This window comes from Brevibacterium oceani (genome assembly GCF_013623835.1).
Lineage (GTDB): Bacteria > Actinomycetota > Actinomycetes > Actinomycetales > Brevibacteriaceae > Brevibacterium > Brevibacterium oceani.
The window spans coordinates 42,629-61,350 of sequence record NZ_JABKDE010000003.1; the positions used below are offsets into that span (position 1 = coordinate 42,629).

The 18,722-nt window shown below is 67.1% G+C and carries 13 protein-coding genes; 2 read left to right on the plus strand and 11 right to left on the minus strand.

Going from position 1 to position 18,722, the window contains the following annotated elements:
• Positions 1-130: 130 nt before the first annotated feature.
• The 8 genes from HK401_RS06730 to HK401_RS06765 all read right to left on the minus strand — a co-directional run bounded on the left by HK401_RS06730 (position 131) and on the right by HK401_RS06765 (position 12,231).
• Positions 131-949, minus strand: coding sequence for an IclR family transcriptional regulator (locus HK401_RS06730; protein WP_181273907.1), 819 nt, complete (start codon positions 947-949; stop codon positions 131-133).
• Positions 950-1,010: 61 nt separating this feature from the next.
• Positions 1,011-2,423, minus strand: coding sequence for a formimidoylglutamate deiminase (locus tag HK401_RS06735; protein WP_181273908.1), 1,413 nt, complete (start codon positions 2,421-2,423; stop codon positions 1,011-1,013).
• Complete coding sequence (locus tag HK401_RS06740; RefSeq protein ID WP_181273909.1) at positions 2,420-3,703, minus strand: allantoate amidohydrolase; 1,284 nt, start codon at positions 3,701-3,703, stop codon at positions 2,420-2,422. The genes HK401_RS06735 and HK401_RS06740 overlap by 4 nt, the downstream gene beginning before the upstream one ends.
• A gap of 137 nt (positions 3,704-3,840) precedes the next feature.
• Complete coding sequence (hutH, locus tag HK401_RS06745) at positions 3,841-5,517, minus strand: histidine ammonia-lyase (protein WP_181273910.1); 1,677 nt, start codon at positions 5,515-5,517, stop codon at positions 3,841-3,843.
• Positions 5,518-5,601: 84 nt separating this feature from the next.
• Positions 5,602-6,873: an imidazolonepropionase gene (hutI, locus tag HK401_RS06750; RefSeq protein ID WP_181273911.1), complete on the minus strand. Its 1,272-nt coding sequence runs from the start codon at positions 6,871-6,873 to the stop codon at positions 5,602-5,604.
• 340 nt (positions 6,874-7,213) lie between these two features.
• Complete coding sequence (hutU, locus tag HK401_RS06755) at positions 7,214-8,935, minus strand: urocanate hydratase (RefSeq protein ID WP_181273912.1); 1,722 nt, start codon at positions 8,933-8,935, stop codon at positions 7,214-7,216.
• Between the two features lie 279 nt (positions 8,936-9,214).
• Entirely contained in the window at positions 9,215-10,411 is a 1,197-nt protein-coding gene (locus HK401_RS06760; RefSeq protein WP_181273913.1) for a CaiB/BaiF CoA transferase family protein, read from the minus strand.
• The gene (locus HK401_RS06765) at positions 10,408-12,231 is read right to left on the minus strand and encodes an acyl-CoA dehydrogenase family protein (protein ID WP_258234052.1); all 1,824 of its coding nucleotides are present in this window, start codon (positions 12,229-12,231) and stop codon (positions 10,408-10,410) included. The genes HK401_RS06760 and HK401_RS06765 overlap by 4 nt, the downstream gene beginning before the upstream one ends.
• Before the next feature lie 89 nt (positions 12,232-12,320).
• Here HK401_RS06765 and HK401_RS06770 point away from each other — a divergent pair, with 89 nt between their 5' ends.
• Both HK401_RS06770 and HK401_RS06775 read left to right on the plus strand, forming a co-directional pair.
• Positions 12,321-13,223, plus strand: coding sequence for a LysR family transcriptional regulator (locus HK401_RS06770; RefSeq protein WP_181273914.1), 903 nt, complete (start codon positions 12,321-12,323; stop codon positions 13,221-13,223).
• A 399-nt stretch (positions 13,224-13,622) separates the two neighbouring features.
• Entirely contained in the window at positions 13,623-15,146 is a 1,524-nt protein-coding gene (locus tag HK401_RS06775) for an MFS transporter (RefSeq protein WP_181273915.1), read from the plus strand.
• A 96-nt stretch (positions 15,147-15,242) separates the two neighbouring features.
• Here the strand turns inward: HK401_RS06775 and HK401_RS06780 are convergent, their stop codons facing one another.
• The 3 genes from HK401_RS06780 to HK401_RS06790 all read right to left on the minus strand — a co-directional run bounded on the left by HK401_RS06780 (position 15,243) and on the right by HK401_RS06790 (position 18,655).
• The gene (locus tag HK401_RS06780; RefSeq protein WP_181273916.1) at positions 15,243-16,442 is read right to left on the minus strand and encodes a Cmx/CmrA family chloramphenicol efflux MFS transporter; all 1,200 of its coding nucleotides are present in this window, start codon (positions 16,440-16,442) and stop codon (positions 15,243-15,245) included.
• A gap of 489 nt (positions 16,443-16,931) precedes the next feature.
• A complete protein-coding gene (locus HK401_RS06785) occupies positions 16,932-17,714 on the minus strand; it encodes a CoA-transferase subunit beta (RefSeq protein ID WP_309135928.1) in 783 nt (260 codons plus the stop codon).
• Entirely contained in the window at positions 17,711-18,655 is a 945-nt protein-coding gene (locus HK401_RS06790; RefSeq protein WP_181273917.1) for a CoA transferase subunit A, read from the minus strand. Before HK401_RS06790 ends, HK401_RS06785 begins: the two co-directional genes overlap by 4 nt.
• Between the last annotated feature and the right edge of the window lie 67 nt (positions 18,656-18,722).

An 18,722-nucleotide genomic window follows, 5' to 3' on the forward strand; every position in this document is an offset into this window, starting at 1 on the left:
CACCGCTTAAATTGGCAACCACCGCTCACCGCATAACGCTCTACAGTGTCGGCAACTTGAGCGGTCGGGGTAATAAGGCGGCGGGGACCTGCGTCAGCGGGTGCGCGCAGCGGCAGCGCAACCTCGCGCCTCACCGCAGCTTCGCGGTCACCTCGGCGGCGGTGGCGATGACCTTCTCGACCAGCGGCGCCAACGGGTCGGAGTCCTTCCCCAGGTCTTTCCCGGAGTCCTTCCCGGACCCCTTATCCGTGTCCTTCCCGGACCCCGTCCCCGCGTCCTTCACGCTGTCGGGCACTGACAGTCCGACGGCCGCGATCGGGCGCCCGAGCACATCGAACACCGGCGCCGCGATCGTCGAGATGCCGGGCGTCACCTCGCCGTGTTCGATCGCCCAGCCGACTCGTCTCTCCTGGGCGAGGACGGCGTTGAGGGCCTTGACCGAGGTCGGACCCTTGCCCGTGCGGGTGACGAATCCGGTCTCGGACTGGAGCATCGCGAGCACCTCGGACTTCGGCAGCTGCGCGAGGATCGCCCGCCCCGTCGCGGTGAGGTAGCTGGGCATGCGCACCCCGGTCGCGGTGATGACGGCGACGGACTTCAGCGACTGCTCCTTGAGCACGTACTCGGTCTCCCAGCCGCGGATGACGGCGAGCTGCGCGGTGGCGGCGGTGTCTTCGGCGAGCTGCCGCACGATCGGCTGCGCCAACCGCTGCAGCGGGTTCGTCCGAAGGTAGGAGGCCCCGAGCTCGTGCACTCCGGCCCCGAGCACATACCCGGATTCCGTGCGCGCCACGAGCCCGAGTTCCTCGAGCACGGCGAGGATGTCATAGGCGCTCGACCGCGGAATCTCCAGAGACCTGACCAGCGCACCGGCCGTGATCGCCCGGTTCGATGCCGCCATGTGCCGCAGGATCCCGATCGCCCTGCGCAGCGCGGGGACCTCAGCCACGGCAGGTCCCTCCGATACCGGCGACGCCGACATTCCGACCCGCGACGATCTCACCCACGACTCAGCCCTCCATCTCCAACGCGGCGAAGGCTTCCGCGTAGAGTGCGGAGATGTCCCCGAGTTCGGCGTGCACGCCATCGCGCACGCGGACTCTGCCGCCGCTGACGGTCAATGACACATCCGCCGAGGTGGCCGTGAGGATGATCTGCTCGTCCAGTGATCCTATGGTCCGCATGCTGTCGGTGCGCAGGGCCACGAAGTCACACGCCTTGCCGACTTCGAGCGCGCCGACGGGCAGGTCGAGGCTGCGCGCCCCACCCTCGGTCAGCGCCGTGATGAGTTCGGCCGGGGAGAATCGGCCGCGCTGTCCCGAGCGCAGGCGTTCACCGGCTTCAAGGCCCTGGGTCTCGCGGAGTGCGTCGAGGACGACGTGCTGATCGGAGCCGAGTGAGATCACAGCCCCGGCGTCGGCGAGTTCTCTGGCCGGTCCGATGCCGTCGGCCAGGTCCGCCTCGGTGCAGGGGCACATGACGATCGACGCCCGCGAGCCGCCGAGGATCGCGATGTCCTCCTCGCTCAGGTGCGTGGCATGGACGGCGGAGAGTCGGTCGGTGACGACTCCGGAGCGTCCGAGCACCTCGGTGGGGCTGGCCCCGTACGCTGCCTGACAGGCCTCGTTCTCCGCGGGCTGTTCGGACAGGTGCACGTGCACGGGTCCGTCGAGTTCGGCGAATCGGGGCAGGTTCGCGGCCGGGACGGCGCGGATCGAGTGGATGGCCGCACCGACGTGGACGAAGCTCTCACCTGGGGCGTTGACGGGGAATTCCTCGGCGAAAGCTTCGGTGAGTCCGGCATGCCGGTCCATAAAGCCGTCAATGGTGCCGTCGCCGAATCGGGCCTGCTCGGCCGAGAGCTCCGCGTCGATGGCGCCGGTGAGGTAGCAGGTGTCGAGGAGACGGATGCGGATCCCCGCCGAGGCGGCCGCCCGTGCCAGCGCCCGTTCCATGGCGTGGGCGCGGGCTGCGTCGACCGTGCCGTCGGCAGTGCCCTCGCTCGCGTCCCCGCGGGGACGTTCGCTTCCGTACGGAGTTCCGTCCTGGGCGTGGTGGACGTAGTGGAACTCCCCCACCGAGGTGTAGCCGCCGGCGAGCATCTCGGCAAAGACGGCACGGGCCACGGTCTCGTACGTTTTCGGCTCGAGCTTCGCGGCGACGGAGTACATGACCTCACGCCAGGTCCAGAAGGTGCCACCGTCACCGTGGGTGCGGCCGCGCAGCATGCGATGGAAGGCGTGGGAGTGGGCGTTGACTGCGCTTGGCAGGGTGAATCCGGGCACCGCCTCGGCGTCGGAGGGGGCGGTGTCGATGCCGGTTTCGACGGCGGTGAGCGTGCCGGTGTCATCGGCGGTCAGCAGCACACCGTGGGCGACGGCCCGGTCGACCCATGCCGTCTCGCACCAGTAGCGGGTGCTCATGCCGCACCTCCCGTCGTCGGACCTGCGGTGACGCCGTCGGTCGGGGCAGCGTCGGTCGGGGCGCCGTCGACGCCGAGTTCGCGTTCGAGCACCTTCACCAGCGCATCGACTCCGGCTCGCTGGTCGTCGACCTCGCAGGCCTCTTCCGGAGCGTGCGAGACGCCCGTCGGGTTGCGGACGTAGAGCATCGCCGAGGGCACGTGGGCTGCGAGGATGCCGGCATCGTGTCCGGCGCCCGAGGGCAGCAGCGGTGCGGTCGGCAGCACCGAGCTCAGGCGTGCGTTGAGGTCGGCGGTGAAATGCGTGGTCGGCGAGTAGGACTCGCGTGACACGGTGACCTCGACGCCGGTCGCTGATGCGTATTCGCTGGCGCGGCGGGAGATGGCTTCGAGGACCTGCTCGACGACGGCGTCGTCGGGGTGGCGGATGTCGAGCCAGAAGCTCATGGCCGAGGCGATGACGTTCGTCCCGCCCGGGTGGACGAGCGTGCGGCCCACGGTCGCCACCGCGCTCGCGTCAGTGGCTGCCGCTACGGTCGGGATATCCCCGATCACACGGGAGGCGGCGACGACCGGGTCCGCGCGATGGCTCATCGGCGTGGTCCCGGCATGATTGCCCTGGCCTGCGAAGGAGAAGTGCCAGCGGCCGTGGCCGATGATCGAGGAGCCGATGGCGACGGCCTGATCGGTGTTGATCAGACCGATGCCCTGTTCGACATGGAGTTCGATGAAGGAACCGATTCCGGCCAGCCGAGACTGGTCACGCCCGACCCGTTCCGGGTCGAGGCCATAGCCACGGGCGACGTCGGCGAAGGTGTCACCGGCGGAGTCCTTGAGCCCGAGCGCCCGATCGGCGTCGATGGCGCCGGTGATCAGCCGTGAGCCGAGGCAGGCGACGCCGAAGCGTGAACCCTCTTCTTCGGGGAAGACCGCCAGGGCCAGGGGCCGGGTTGCCCGGTCGAGCGCACCCGATGCCTTGAGATCATCGAACGCCGCCAGCGCCGAGGCGACACCGAGGGGTCCGTCGAAGGCGCCGCCGCCGGGGACGGAGTCGAGGTGTGAGCCGGTGACGACAGCGTTGTCCCCGGGCTGGGTGGCCCAGGCCCAGGTGATGCCGTTGGCGTCGATCTCGGTATCGAGACCGCGGCGGTCCGCCTCGGCGAGGAACCACTCGCGCAGCTCCCGTTCGGTGCCTGAGAATCCCGGGCGCTGGTAGCCGGGACCGCGGCTGTCACGGCCGGTGTCCTCGATCTGCCCAAGCAGGGAGACGACATCGCTCATTGTCTGTTCACTCCGTTCGAAATCGGTCGGGGCCGGCCCGGCCCCAACGTCGGGCCAGTCCCGGTGCGGGCCTGCTCTGGTGCAGACCAGGCCCGGGATGGGGCCACCCACTTGGCGGGATGGGCCCCAGCCCTGCCTCAGTCCTTGTGGGTGGTGGCTGCGTCGGTGCCCGAGGCTTCGGCCGCGGCGTCGAGGTTGCCCAGTGCCGTGAACTCGGGGTCGTCCACGGCCGGTCCGCCGCCGGCCGGCTGCCAGGTTCCGGCCGCCGACGTCACGGTGTGGCGGAACTCAGCGACCGCCTCGGCGGCGGAGACGAGGGAGCCGTCCTTGACCTTCGCGATGGTCTCGGCGAGCTCGGGCGAGAGGAACCGGTCCGGTCCGGGGCCGGGCACGGTCTCACGGATCGCGGCGATGACGGCGCCGGTGACCGGGGCCGGTGCGGCCTCGCGCATATCGCAGGCGCGGGAGGCAGCGTAGAGCTCGATGCCGATGACGGATGCGAGGTTGTCGACGACCTTGCGCAGCTTCCGGGCGGCCGACCAGCCCATCGACACGTGGTCCTCCTGCATCGCCGAGGACGGGATCGAGTCGACCGAGGCCGGGGTGGCACCGCGCTTGGCTTCGGAGACCATCGCGGCCTGCGTGTAGTGGGCGATCATCAGTCCTGAGTCGACGCCGGCGTCATCGGCGAGGAACGGGGTGAGGTCCTGGTTGCGGGCGACATCCATCATCCGGTCGGTGCGGCGTTCGGACATCGAGGCGACGTCGGCGGCGACGATCGCGAGGAAGTCGAGTGCGTGCGCCAGGGGTGCGCCGTGGAAGTTGCCGTTCGAGGACACCATGCCGTTGGTGAGCACGACAGGGTTGTCGATGGCCGCGCGCAGTTCGCGTTCGGCGACTCCGGTGGCGAAGGCGACGGCGTCGCGGGCGGCGCCGTTGACCTGTGGGGCGCAGCGCATCGAGTAGGCGTCCTGGACGAGGTGGGTGGACTCGCGGTGGCTGGCGGTGATGCCCGAGTCCTTGAGGGAGGTGAGCATGTTCGCCGCCGAGGCGGCCTGACCCTCGTGCGGACGCAGGGCGTAGTGGAGTTCGGGGGCGAAGACGGCGTCGGTGCCGAAGAGTCCTTCGATGCTCATGGCAGCGGACACGTCGACGGCGGTGAGCAGGTTCTCCAGATCAGTCAGCGCCATGATGAGCATGCCGAGCATGCCGTCGGTGCCGTTGACCAGGGCGAGGCCTTCCTTCTCCGCGAGCGTGACCGGGGTGATGCCGGCGGCGGCGAGGATCTCATCGGCAGGTCCGGCGACGCCGTCGGGTCCTTCGGCCACGCCTTCGCCCATGACGACGAGCGCGCACGCGGACAGGGGTGCGAGGTCGCCCGAGCAGCCGAGCGATCCGTATTCGTGGACGACGGGGGTGATGCCGGCGTTGAGGAGGTCGACGTAGGTCTGGAGCACCTCGGCGCGGACTCCGGCGCGGCCGGTGGCCAGGGTCCGGGCGCGCAGCAGCATGAGTGCGCGCACGACCTCGCGCTCGACGGGGTCGCCGACTCCGGCGGCATGGGAGCGGATGAGGGACTTCTGCAGCTGGGTGCGCAGCTCGGCAGGGATGTGCCGCTGGGCGAGTGCACCGAACCCGGTCGAGACGCCGTAGACGGGCTTCGGTGCCGAGGCGAGTGCGTCGATGGCCTCACGGTACTTGTTCACTCGGGCCAGGGTGGCCTCGGACAGGGAGACCTTCGCGTCGTTGCGGGCGACGTCGACCACCTCGGCGAAGGTGAGCGTATCGGGGTCGAGATCGATGAAGTCGGTCATCGTCTTCCTTTCCTGGGATTCGTCGGTGATGAGGTTCAGTCGGAGGGTGGGTTGAGGTTCAGTCGTGGGGCGGCTTGCCGGCGATCAGCAGCTGGGTCGGTTGTCGGCGATGAGGTCGCCGCCTGAGTAGACGCGTTCGACGAGCTGCACGCCCGGCCGATAGGCCAGGTGGCGGCAGCTCGGCGCGTCGAGGACGGCGAGGTCGGCGCGGGCCCCCACACCGAGGTGGCCGACGTCAGTCCGCTGCAGAGCGTTGGCTCCGCCGGCGGTCGCCGCCCACACCGCCTGTTCGACGGTGAAGTGCATATCGCGGACGCCGATGGCGATGGCGAACGGCATGCTGTTGGAGAACCCGGAGCCGGGATTGCAGTCGGTGGCGATGGCCAGCGCGACTCCGGCGTCGACGTAGCGGCGGGCGTCGGGGTAGGGCTGGCGGGTGGAGAATTCGATGCTCGGCAGCAGGGTGACGACGGTGCCCGCCTCGGCGAGGACCTTCAGATCGTCGTCCGAGGCGAAAGTCGCGTGGTCGACGGACGCGCACCCGAGTTCCGCTCCGAGCTGGAGTGCCCCGCCCTCGGTGAGCTGGTTCGCGTGCAGGCGCGGAATCATGCCTGCGGCCTTGCCGGCGTCGATGATGCGCCTAGTCTGATCCTCGGTGAAGGCACTGGTTTCGCAGAACACGTCGATCCACTTCGCCTTGCCCGCAGCGGCCGGGATGATCTCATCGATGACGAGGTCAACGTAGCCTTCCGGGTCCTCTTTGTACTCGGGTGGGACGACGTGGGCGGCGATGAGCGTCGATTCGTCGGTGTGCCGGTTGATGATGTCGAGCGCCTGGATCTCGTCTTCGAGGGTGAGGCCGTATCCGGTCTTGATCTCGAAGGTCGTCGTGCCCTGCCGCCTGGCCTGGTCGAGCAGGTGGACGAGGTTGGCCTCGAGCTCGGTCTCGGTGGCGGCGCGGGTGGCGGCCACGGTCGTGGCGATGCCCCCGGCCGAATACTTCTGCCCGGCCATGCGCGCGGCGAATTCCTCGGAGCGGTCGCCGGCGAAGATGAGGTGGTTGTGACTGTCGACGAAGCCGGGGATGACGGCTTTGCCACCGAGGTCGATGGTCTCGAGTCCGCCCAATTCGTTCGCCGAGGTGACTTCCCCGTTGACGATGTCATCGTCGTTGACGCCGTGTGCGGTCGCATCGCCGAGGTGGTTCTGCACTGCCGTGTCCGCCTGGGCGGACGGCCCCGACCAGACGACTCGGCCGTCGTCGACGAGCAGTGCGGCATCGGTGATGACGTCGAGTTCGCCGAGGCGGTCGAGGTCGTTGACGACCAATTCGCTGATCCCGGTGAATAGCTGCATGACGGTCGGCCCTTTCCGATCGAGTGTGGTCCAGTCCCAGTATGGACCGCTCGGAGACCACAGAGAACGGCCCACCGAGAGATTCGTCCGATATTTCGGACGGTCAGAGCGAGGAATGGCCCAAGCGACGTCGCAAGGCATGCCCGCGACGTCGACGACGACAGGTTCGACGGCCCCGGCACGCGTGCCGCCGGTTTCGGCACACAAGAAGCTGAGCAACCCAGTTCGGAAACTGGGCCGCTCAGCTTTTCTTGAGCTGCTTCAGGTCAAGCGCGGACGCAGCGCGCGCACCGCGGCCTCGCACGAAGCGCAACCCTCGCCACCCGCCTCTTGCTGCGCGTTACTGCGCGGCGGATTCCTCGTCGCGCTTGTCGAGCTCGGGGATCATCGGCACGCGCTGACCGCGCTCGGCGGCCACCTCGGCGGCGCGATCGTAGCCGGCGTCGACGTGGCGGATGACGCCCATGCCCGGGTCGTTGGTGAGCAGGCGGGCGAGCTTCTGCGCGGCCAGTTCGGTGCCGTCGGCCACGGAGACCTGACCGGCATGGATGGAGCGGCCGATGCCGACCCCGCCGCCGTGGTGGATCGACACCCAGGTCGCACCCGAGGAGGTGTTGACCAGGGCGTTGAGCAGCGGCCAGTCAGCCACGGCGTCGGTGCCGTCGAGCATGGATTCGGTCTCACGGTAGGGGCTAGCCACTGAACCGGAGTCGAGGTGGTCACGGCCGATGACGATCGGGGCCGAGATCTTGCCTTCCGCGACGAGCTGGTTGAACAGCAGACCGGCCTGGTGGCGTTCCTTGTAGCCGAGCCAGCAGATGCGTGCCGGCAAGCCTTCGAACTCGACGTATTCATTGGCGGCGTCGAGCCAGGTGTGGAGGTGTTCATTCTCGGGGAAGAGCTCCTTGAGAGCCTGGTCGGTGACCTCGATGTCCTTCGGGTCGCCGGACAGTGCGACCCAGCGGAAGGGTCCGAGGCCTTCGCAGAAGAGGGGGCGGATATAGGCGGGGACGAAACCGGGGAATTCGAAGGCACGGTCATAGCCGGCCTTGCGGGCCTCGTCGCGGATCGAATTGCCGTAATCGAAGACCTCGGCGCCGCGGTCCTGGAATTCGACCATGGCCTTCACATGCTTGGCCATGGATTCTTCGGCGCGGATGGTGAACTTCTCGGCATCCTGCTCGGCCTCTTCGTGCCAGTCGTCGACGCTCACGCCCACCGGCAGGTAGGACAGCGGGTCGTGCGCGGAGGTCTGGTCGGTGACGATGTCGACTTCGGCTGCCTCAGGGCGGTCGAGGATGAGCGGGAGGATCTCGGCGGCGTTGCCGACGAGTCCGACGGACAGGGCCTGCTTGTTCTTCTTCGCTTCGATGACCTTGGCCAGTGCGGTGTCGAGGTCGGTTTCGACTTCGTCGAGGTAGCGCTTGGACTTGCGCCGGTCGAGGCGGGTCTTGTCGACGTCGATGATGAGGCAGGCGCCGCCGTTGAGGGTCACGGACAGCGGCTGGGCTCCGCCCATTCCGCCGCAGCCGGCGGTGATGGTCAGGGTGCCGGCGAGGGTGCCGTCGAAGCGCTTGCGGGCGATGGCGCCGAAGGTCTCGTAGGTGCCCTGGAGGATGCCCTGGGTGGCGATGTAGATCCAGGAGCCGGCGGTCATCTGGCCGTACATCATCAGACCCTCGGCCTCGAGCTCGCGGAAGTGCTCCCAGTTTGCCCAATCGCCGACGAGGTTGGAGTTGGCGATGAGCACGCGCGGCGCCCATTCGTGGGTCCGCATGACGCCGACGGGCTTGCCGGACTGGATGAGGAGGGTCTCGTCGTCCTCGAGGTCGTCGAGGGTGCGCACGATCGCGTCATAGGCTTCCCAGGAGCGGGCGGCGCGACCGGTGCCGCCGTAGACGACGAGGTCTTCGGGTCGTTCGGCAACCTCGGGGTCGAGGTTGTTCATGAGCATCCGCTTGGGAGCTTCGGTCTGCCAGGACTTCGCAGTGATCTCGGTTCCGCGGTCGGCACGGATGACGCGGGACGGGTCGTGCTGGGTGAACGACGGCTTGGTGGTCATGGGATTCTCCTTGTCGCTGTGTCCGACGAGGCGGATGCTTGGCTACCGCTTCGCCGTCGCGCCGAGGTGTGGGCTCCCCTGCGCTGTCGGCTCTGACTACACCATCCATTCTGACGACTGGAGCAGAATGCGGAAGTGGCCCGCATCAAGTTCCGTCCGACATTTCGGATATAGATGAATCGATGCCGGGTTCGCCGCTCCCCGAGACTCACGCAGCACTGGTCGGTTCCACGCGCCACCCACACAGATTTCCCACCGAGGCAGCCCCGGCAGTTTCGTTCAGATCCTCGCCGACTCCTCGACAGCCGCGTGCGGGTGCCCTTCGACCTCCGCGCCATACTGCCCTTCGCCATCGTCCCCGCCGGCGACCTCCGCAACCGGCTGCACCGGCGAGATCCGGTAGCTGGCCGGAGTCCGGGCGAGCTTGATCGGCGAGGCCACTCCGCGGTAGCCGTCGCCCATCTCCACGACCATCTCCCGGTGCGCGGTATGCGGATGCTCGACCACCTCGGCGGCGTCGAGGATCGGACCGGCGGGCACGCCGATGCTCATGAGCTCCTCGGACAGCGCCTCTGCCGACGTCGAGACCATGAGCGCTTCGAGTTCGACCCGCAGCGCATCCCTGTTGCCCAGACGCGCAGCATTGTCGACGAACCGCGGGTCCCGGGCGAGCCCCGGAGCACCGAGGTGGTCGACGAGCTTGGCGAACTGCCCGCCGTTTCCGGCAGTGATGAATACCTGCCCGGCCCCGGTCGCGAACGCCGAATAAGGGGCGATGTTCGGATGGTCGTTGCCGGACAGCTTCGGCACGGCCCCACCGCCGAAGAAGTTCGGCAGGTGCGGATGCATGACGGAGATTCCGCAGTCGAAGAGCGTCGTCTCGACCCGCTGACCGCGTCCGCTGGTCACCCGTTCCTGCAGCGCCATGAGCACGCCGATGGCCGCGTTGAGCCCGGTGACCATGTCGACGGCGGGCATGCCGATGCGCATCGGCCCGGTCGACTCATCCCCGTTGACCGACATCAGTCCCGACATCGCCTGGATGATCGCGTCGTATCCGGGCCGTCCGCCCAGCGGACCGTCATCGCCGAAACCGGTGATGGACGCGTGCACGAGGTGCGGGTAGCGGTCCGGAATGTCCGACACCGGGTCAAGCCCCCACTTCGCCAGGGTCCCGGTCTTGAAATTCTCGACGAGCACATCGGCCCCGGCCAGCAGCCCGTGCAGCGCCTCCTGTCCCTCCTCGGTGCGCAGGTCGAGGGTGATCATCCGCTTGTTCCGGTTGATCCCGGCGAAGTAGCTCGACACTTCCGGCGCCACGAACGGCGGCCCCCAGCTGCGCGTATCATCGCCGGCCGGAGGTTCGACCTTGATGACCTCGGCACCGTGATCGGCCAGGATCTGCGTGCAATAAGGCCCGCCGAGGATGCGCGAGAGATCGACGACCGTGATCCCGGCGAGTGCTCCCGCGCTCACTGCCCGCTCCCTCCGGAACGCGCAGTTCCATCCTCGGCGGACTGAGCTGCTCCACCTTCGCCGAGGATCTCCTCGACAGCCGCGAACGCTTCGTCCCGGCCCATACCGACACCGTCGATGAGGGCGTCGAGTACGGCGTCGTCTTCGACGACCGGGACGAGCGGGTTCTGCGGCATCAGCTTGTGGCGCAGTACCAGTGCGGCGATGACGATGCGCGACCAGTCGCCGCGCCTGTCTCCGATCCGCGCACCTTCCGAGGCCATGATAGACGCGCATACGAGGTTGTAGGTCGCGGTCGCGAGCTGACGCACCCGTGCCTGCTCAACACCTTCGGGAGTGGATTCGAGCGCGTGCAGCAGCGTCGAACTCAACGACTGGAACTGGCTGCGGAACGCGGCCGGGAGGTCGGCCGCCTCGGCGATGAGCGTCTCCAGGTGCAGGAACAGCGGCCCCAGCGTTCCCGCCCTGTGGGCGGCGCGGATGACGTCGAGGGCGACGATGTTCGAGGTGCCCTCCCAGATCGATCCGAGCTGGGAGTCGCGGAAGACGCGGGCGTCACCGTATTCCTCGATGTAGCCGACGCCGCCGCGGATCTCCATCGCGTCCGCGGTGACCTTGCGGGCGTCGCGGGTGGCGCGGAACTTGATGAGCGGAGTGAGGATGCGCAGCACCGAGGCGGCCTCGGCGTCACCGGCATCGGCGCGGGCGAAGACGTCCGCCGTGTGCAGGGAGATCGACAGCGCCTGTTCCGTGGTCGTCATGATCTTCGCGAGCTGCCGACGTTGCAGGGGCAGCTTGCTCAACGTCGAACCGAAGGCTTCGCGATTGCGGCAGATGAACTTCGACTCGCCGAAGGCCCGACGCATGAGGCCGGCCGCGCGCACGGCGTTGGACAGGCGGGAGGAGTTGACCATATCGGCCATCTGCACGAATCCGCGTCCGATATCGCCGACGAGATAGGCGGTCGCTCCCTGCAGGCTCATCTCGCCGCTGGGCATCGACCGGGTGCCGAGCTTGTCCTTGAGGCGGACGATGCGCATGGAGTTCGGCGAACCGTCTTCGAGGGTACGAGGCAGGAGGAAGAGTCCGATGCCCTTGATTCCGGGCTGTGCACCCTCGGGGCGGGCGAGGACCATGGCGAGGTCGGCATCGGCGTTCGAGCAGAACCACTTCTCACCGGTCAGCGCCCAGGTGCCGTCGCCGTTGTCGACGGCCGTGGTCGTCGCCCGTCCGACGTCGGAGCCGGCGTCCTGTTCGGTCATGAACATCGCGCCCTGGGTCAGGGTGTCGACATCGGTGCTCGTCAGTCCGCCGATGAAGCGCTCGACGAGTTCGGGTGAACCGTACTTGCGCAGGGTGCGGGTGAGCGAGTCGGTCATGTTCACCGGGCACAGCAGTCCGAATTCAGCCTGCGTGAACAGGTAGACGAGAAGGTATTTGACGATCGGCGGCATCGGTTCGTCCCAATCGAGGACACCGGGCCGGTGGCTCATTGCGGCCAGCCCGAGTTCGCCGAAGGCGACTTCCTGCAGGCGCCGGTAGGCCGGATGGATCTCGATCGACTGCTGATCGGCGCCGTTGCGGGTGCGGTGCTTGAGAACCGGAGGATTGACGTCGGCATCGTGAGCGAGGTCGTCGAGCTCGCCGCCGAGGCGGGGCCCGAGGTCCTCGAACACCGGCCGGAGGTGCGCGAGCAGCTTCTCGTCGAGATAGAGCGGCAGCAGGTCCTTCAGCGACCGATCGTCGGCGAAGCGGTCGATGCCGTAGCTGTCCGGCACGGGGGTCATGGTCGTATCGGGCGACGAAGCAGTCTCACGCAAGATAATCTCCTTTGATGGTTTCTTCGACCGTACGCCCGAGAATCTGCGGCTGACAAAGACATTTCTCTTATCCCTGATAATCTTCGGTTATGGCTGAACCGAGTCTCAAGCGCCTCCAGTACTTCATCGCCCTGGCAGAGCACGGCAAGTTCCAACTCGCCGCCGACGCGGTGAACATCTCGCAGCCGGCGCTGAGCGCCGAACTCAAGAGACTCGAGGACTTCGTCGGCAAACCGCTGTTCCACCGCAGTCCCGTGACGAAGCTGACCGCCGCCGGAGAGGCGCTGCTGCCCTATGCGAAGTCCGCCGTCGGAGCCGCCCACCGTTTCAACGAATACGCGGCGGCCGTGAACACAGGGGCGCCGACGTCGATCTCGATCGGCACAGTGGCCACCTTCCTCCATCGCGGTCTGCCGCAGACGATCACGGACTTCTCCGCCGCGCACCCGGACATCCTCGTCACCACCGAGGAGGCCACCTCGGCGGCGCAGTCGGACATGCTGCTCGGCCACGACATCGACATCGCCTGCGGACACATGCCCCTCCAACATCCCAGCGTCGTCTGCACTCCGGCTGCCCGGGAGTCGTTCTGGCTGTGTGCTCCGACGGACTCACCGATCACCTCCATCGTCGAGGCGGTCGATTCCCCGTTCGTCATCTTCCGCAAGAGCGCGTCCCCGATCTATCACGACACCGTCGTCGGCATCTGCCGCACGCACGGCTTCGAACCGCAGATCCACCATCGGACGGCCAGCTGGTCGGCCGCCGTCGAGATGGTCGCACACGGGCTCGGCGTCTCGCTCGTCCCCTCACCGGTGGCCCGCAGCTACCACGGCGATGAGCGACTGATCTTCACCCGGGTCGGCACTCGCCCGAATGCCCCGCAGGCGTGGATCACCGTCCGCCGGGAGGATCAGTCGACACTCATCGGCGACCTCGCCCTCGACCTCGTCATCGCCTCGGAATCACTCGCCGACCCGGTCGCCGACTGAGGAACCGAGCCCCGCCGCACGGACACTCCGGCCCGGCTGGAACCGGGCGGCCTCGCCCCGCCCGGTACCGCAACGGCGAGCGAGAGCATCTGCTTCGCTTGACGTGTGGGCACAGCCGCCTCGGCGAGGGCATGGCCGCACTCTGATACACATCGCGCAACAATCCGTTACTCGACTACCGGTGCCAGTATCAGCAGAAATTCTCTCCTCGCGTCCTACGGCCCGGTAAGCCGCAGAACATAAGGGAACCCGGCTATAGCATCACTCTAAGTTATGACGATATAACTAGAAAGTGTTTGCGCGGCCCACAAGGGCAACTTACGGTGAACGAGCACCCATGCCACGTCAGAGACGCCTGGCATCGGTCGGCGCAATGACGCTCCACCTGAGAGGAATCGCATGTCTGATTCGGTCAACACCGCGAAACGCGCTCGCAAAGCCGGAATCGCATCATTCATCGGAACCACCATCGAGTGGTACGACTTCTACATCTACGGCACCGCCTCGGCGCTGGTCTTCGGGCATGTCTTCTTCCCCGACACCCTGCCTGCCGGCGTCGGCACTCTGCTCTCCTTCGTCACACTGTGGGCGGGCTTCCTCGCTCGTCCGCTCGGCGGCATCATCTTCGGTCACTTCGGTGACAAGTACGGCCGGAAGAAGACCCTCGTCGTCACGCTCGTGCTCATGGGCGCGGCATCGTTCCTCGTCGGACTGCTGCCCGGATATGCGACCATCGGCATCGCCGCTCCGATCATCCTCACCTGCCTGCGCATCCTGCAGGGCATCGCGGTCGGCGGCGAATGGGGCGGATCCGTGCTCATCGCCAGCGAGAACGCCCCGAAGGGCAAGGGAGTCCTCTATTCGGCCTTCGCCCAGCAGGGATCGCCGGCAGGAAATCTCATCTCCTCGGGCATGTTCTTCCTCCTCGCGCTGCTGCCGACTCCGCAGTTCCTCCTCTACGGCTGGAGGATCGCGTTCCTCGCCTCGATCTTCCTCATCGTCATCGGCCTCGTCATCCGCCTCAAGCTCGAAGAGCCGGAGAACATGAAGGTCGTGAAGAAGAAGGATGCTGTCGCCAAGGTTCCCGCCTTCGAGGCGATCAAGAAACACTGGGTGCTCATCCTCCTCGGTGCTGGTGCGCTGCCGCTCATCCAGGTCACCTACCTCAAGACGACGTTCGCCACCGCCTGGGCCACGGACACCGCTCACACCTGGGCGTACAGCTCGTCGACGTTCCTCGCCGTCGTCACGCTCGCGCTCGTGGTGCAGTTCATCGTCCAGCCCTTCGGCGCGATCATCCTCGACCGGGTCAAGGACATGCGCAAGGCGATCTTCTGGATCATCCTGCCGGAGTTCGTCCTCATGCCGCTCATGTTCTTCGCGATCGAACTGGGCCATCCCGGCATTGCGCTGGCAGCCATGGCCGCTGCGACCGTTCCGCACTCGCTGTTCTACGCCGGCATCGGCGGCATCATCGCCCGGGCGTTCCCCACGCGGGTCCGGTACACGGGCATCTCGCTGGCCTACCAGCTGTGTTCGATGACCGTCGGAGGCGGCACCGCTGCGGCCGCACAGTGGATGTACACGAGCTCGGGTTCCATCGTTCCGGTGGCGATCCTCAGCGCAGGCTATGCACTCGTCTCCCTCGTCTGCACGCTCATACTGCTCAACAAGACCGGCTGGACGGCCAGCGAGAGCTCGAAGGCCGAGGCTGCCGACGAGGAGGAGTTCGCCGCAGCCCTCGCCGCCGAGCAGACCGAGCGCGACGCCGACTCGAAGGGTGCGCTTGGCGCGACCGGCTCCGCTCCGGCCGCCGACTCCGCGGATGCGGACGCGGTCGGCACTAGCGATTCCGTGCCGGCCGCCGACGCCACAGGCGCGGGCTCCGAGCCTGCACCGGCGCGCGCTCCCGTCACTCCCTGAGGTCTTCGCCTCGACGGCGATGAGGCCCCTGCCTCGATAACCACGCGGTCCCGAGTCCCCTGATGGGCTCGGGGCCGCACGGATTTGCTCGGCCTGCTAGGTGTCAGAGGTCAAGACGCTATCGACGGGGGCAATCAGCCGAAGAAGTGGAACTGCGACCAGCAATGCCGTTGCGGTCGCGACGACGGCAACCCAAACAGGTCCGAGAGCACCTGGCATGACGCTGAGTGCCACAGCGGCAAGGACGGGGCCGACGGCTGCGCCGATGTTGAGTGCTGCTGTCGCATACGCCCCCGCCATGGTGGGCGCACTCGCCGCCGCATAGAGCACTCGCGTGATCAGCGTGCTCCCGACAGCGAACCCCAACACTCCCTGAGCGAAGATGAGCCCGAGCAGGGCAACGGGGTTCGTCGCGAATATTGCCACCGCGATCCACCCGAGCACAAGGACGCTTCCACCGCCCACGATGACGATTCGGGGTCGGGAGTCTGAGAACCGTCCTGCAACTGTGACGCCGATGAAGGAGCCAACACCGAAGAGCACAAGAGCCACCGACACCCACCACTGGCTCAGCTCGGCGGTATCAGTAACGATCGGCGCCAGGAAAGTCAGCGTGGAGAAGGTTCCGGCATTCACCAGGGCGGCGAGCAGCATCGTCAAGACGAGGCGAGGGGAGGCAAGCTGCGACAGCTCCGCCCGCAGCGAAGTCGAGAACGGCTCCTCCTCTGTCGGGTCCTTTGACGAGTCGTCAGGTTGAGCAGTGAAGCCCGCGGCAATGCCGACGGCGGCGGGGATGCAGAGAAGAGCGATCGCCCAGAACGTCGACTGCCAACCGAGTGCAGTACCGAGCAGAGCCCCCGCGGGTACGCCGGCGACGGTTGCGACGGTGGTCCCCGCCAGCAGAATCGCCACGGCCCGACCTTTGGCATCGGGCGCCACGAGTTTCGTCGCCGCGACCAGGGCGACAGCCAAGAAACCTGCATTGACAACTGCGGCGATCACGCGCGCAATGAACAGAACAGTGAAGTCGGGCGTGAGTGCTCCGACGGCGTGGGACAGCGCGAACACGACTACGCAGCCCACGAGCGTCGCTTTCACTGGGAGGCGACGAGTGAGCGCGGCCATCGCAGGTGCGCCGATCACCATCCCTACAGCGAACGCCGATGTCAGGAGACCGGCGGTTCCCACGGAAATGCCGAAATTGGTCGAGATGTCGGGCACGAGGCCCGCAAGCATGAATTCGGAAGTACCCATGGCGAAGACCACCAGGGCAAGAAGATAGAGAACGAAAGGCATCGATTCAGCTCCGAAGCGAGAGTACGAACAAGAGAACGTCTCGTCACCACGGCCAGCACCCAAAGAAACACCTGAAGATCGAGCTGCGTGCAGCACTGGGCAGCAGCGATAGGGGTTCAGCGAAGGTGAGGGGCTGACGGCGTGACCGACAGCCCTTGAGTGTCCGATTCGGGGCTCGACATACGGCTCATCGTACCGGTCTGCACCGCACCTCCCAAGACACGTCAACAACTTCATGGCCGGCAACGTTGAGGTACTGTCTGCTCTGAACTGCTCACTTTCCTCGGTGGGCAATTGAGAGAAAGGTGTACCGTCTCGACATTCCACTCCCACAGCCAACAGCTGAGGGCACTGTCTACGACGAATAGCACGGGTTGCAACCAGTGCTATTCGTCGTAGACAGTGCCGTGGCGCTGGTGCCCTCGGGCTGGCGCAGCGGGGCTGGGGCCGGCCGACCAACCTCTGCCGACTCCCGCACCCGCCCCCGCCTCAGCGCAGGTAGAGGCGGACCGTGTCGATCTCGTCACGGAGCAGGCGCACTTCTTCGGCCGTCGGCGCCTGGGTCTGCGTGACGTCCTCGGCGACGGCGAGGTCCCAGCCGGTCGCTTCCTGCACCTGCTCGACGGTCACTCCCGGGTGGACCTCGCTGAGTTCGAGCTCGCCGAGGCGCTCACGCCGCCGCAGGATCCCCAGCGGGGTGATGACGGTGGAGACTCCGAATCCGCGCGGTTGGATGAAGTCCGGCTGGTCGGCCGCGCGCACGGGCGAGGCCGAGGTGACGAAGTCGAGTTCGGCGGGAAAGGCGGCCGGGTCATGGCGGCGGAGGACGACGAAGACCTCTCCGGCATTGGCCATGATGTCGGCGGCGCCGCCCGAACCGGGCAGACGCACTCTCGGAGATTCCCATTCGCCGATGACGGTGGTGTTGAGCGAACCGAACCGGTCCACCTGCGCTGCACCGAGGAATCCCACATCGACGTTCCCACCTTGGAGGACGTAGCCGAAGAGGGCATGCATGCTGACGACCGCCTCGGCCCCGGAGACGACGACGGAGTCCGCGATGCCTTCGGCCATCGATTCGGGGTGCGCGCCGGCGACCCCGGATTCGTAGATGAGCTGGATGCTCGGATTGACCGTGCGGTGGGCGAGGTCGACGGCCAGCGTGGGCAGCCCGACGCCGGCGAAGACGGTGCGGCTGCGGGCGAGCATCTTCGCAGCCGCGCAGACGATGAGTTCGGTTTCGGTGAAGTCCTTCGCCGAGGCGGTGCTCACTTCAGGCTCCCTTCGCTCAGTTGCGTACGGCGTCCGTAATCGACCACGCCCGAGGGGCGCGGATCCACGAGCAGACCGCGGAGACGATCGTGACCGATCGATTCGAGGTACTCGGCATGGTCGCGGGCCCCGCGCACATGGACGTCGAGCCACTCCTGCAACCGGGCGGGGTCCTTCGAGATCGCGGTCCATTCGCGATAGAAGGCATTGTCGCGATCGTAGGAGCCCTGCACATAGGACGGGTGCGCCCCGGTTCGCACCTCGCACACCGCGTCGACGGCGTGAGCCGGGATGAGAGTGCGGTTCGGGTCGGAGCGGACGACCTCGTCGTCGACGATCTCCTCGACGGTGACGATGACATGGTCGGCCGCGTAGACGGCTTCCTGCTGAGTGCCGGTGATGCCCCAGATCTGGACGTTGCCATGACGGTCGGCGCGCTGGGCGTGGATGATCGTGACATCGGGGTTGAGCGGCGGCACGACGTACGTCTTCTTGCCCGAATACGGGTCGACGACGGAGCGGATGTCCGGGTTGATGCCGGGGATGTCGGAGCCGACGAAGGAGCCGATCGGAGCAAACGGCAGGCGAGCGGCTCCGGCGTGATAGCGCAGGGTCATCGCGTGGTGTGAGTACTCTTCGACCGCGAGCGGCCGCGGGTCGGCCGATTCGATGCGGCGCCGCACCTCGTAGAGGCTGCCGGCCGAACCGGAGGCGAAGAAGGAGCAGACAAGGCGATCGACGCAGTCGGCGGCGATCATCATGTCGCTGAGCAGATCGGGGGTGAGCCGGCAGAAGGTGAGTCCGGAGATTCCCTGTCGGATGATCTCGTGTCCGGCGGCGAACGGGATAAGGTGGGAGAACCCCTCGAGCGCCACCGTGGCCCCGTCCTCGACGTAGCGTTCGATGGCCTCAGGCAGACTGACGACTGTGTCACTGTGCATGGTTCGCAGGCTATAGCAATTACCGAAATCCGCAAAATATCTCTGTGATTATTGTCAATTCATGCAA

What these genes read in the sequence shown, in the direction of transcription:
- hutI (WP_181273911.1), bottom strand. Translation starts at nt 6,873, where the DNA reads ATGCAGCTATTCACCGGGATCAGCGAATTGGTCGTCAACGACCTCGAC.
- HK401_RS06735 (WP_181273908.1), bottom strand. Translation starts at nt 2,423, where the DNA reads ATGAGCACCCGCTACTGGTGCGAGACGGCATGGGTCGACCGGGCCGTC.
- HK401_RS06790 (WP_181273917.1), bottom strand. Translation starts at nt 18,655, where the DNA reads ATGCACAGTGACACAGTCGTCAGTCTGCCTGAGGCCATCGAACGCTAC.
- HK401_RS06775 (WP_181273915.1), top strand. Translation starts at nt 13,623, where the DNA reads ATGTCTGATTCGGTCAACACCGCGAAACGCGCTCGCAAAGCCGGAATC.
- hutH (WP_181273910.1), bottom strand. Translation starts at nt 5,517, where the DNA reads ATGACCGACTTCATCGATCTCGACCCCGATACGCTCACCTTCGCCGAG.
- HK401_RS06780 (WP_181273916.1), bottom strand. Translation starts at nt 16,442, where the DNA reads ATGCCTTTCGTTCTCTATCTTCTTGCCCTGGTGGTCTTCGCCATGGGT.
- HK401_RS06740 (WP_181273909.1), bottom strand. Translation starts at nt 3,703, where the DNA reads ATGAGCGATGTCGTCTCCCTGCTTGGGCAGATCGAGGACACCGGCCGT.
- hutU (WP_181273912.1), bottom strand. Translation starts at nt 8,935, where the DNA reads ATGACCACCAAGCCGTCGTTCACCCAGCACGACCCGTCCCGCGTCATC.
- HK401_RS06770 (WP_181273914.1), top strand. Translation starts at nt 12,321, where the DNA reads ATGGCTGAACCGAGTCTCAAGCGCCTCCAGTACTTCATCGCCCTGGCA.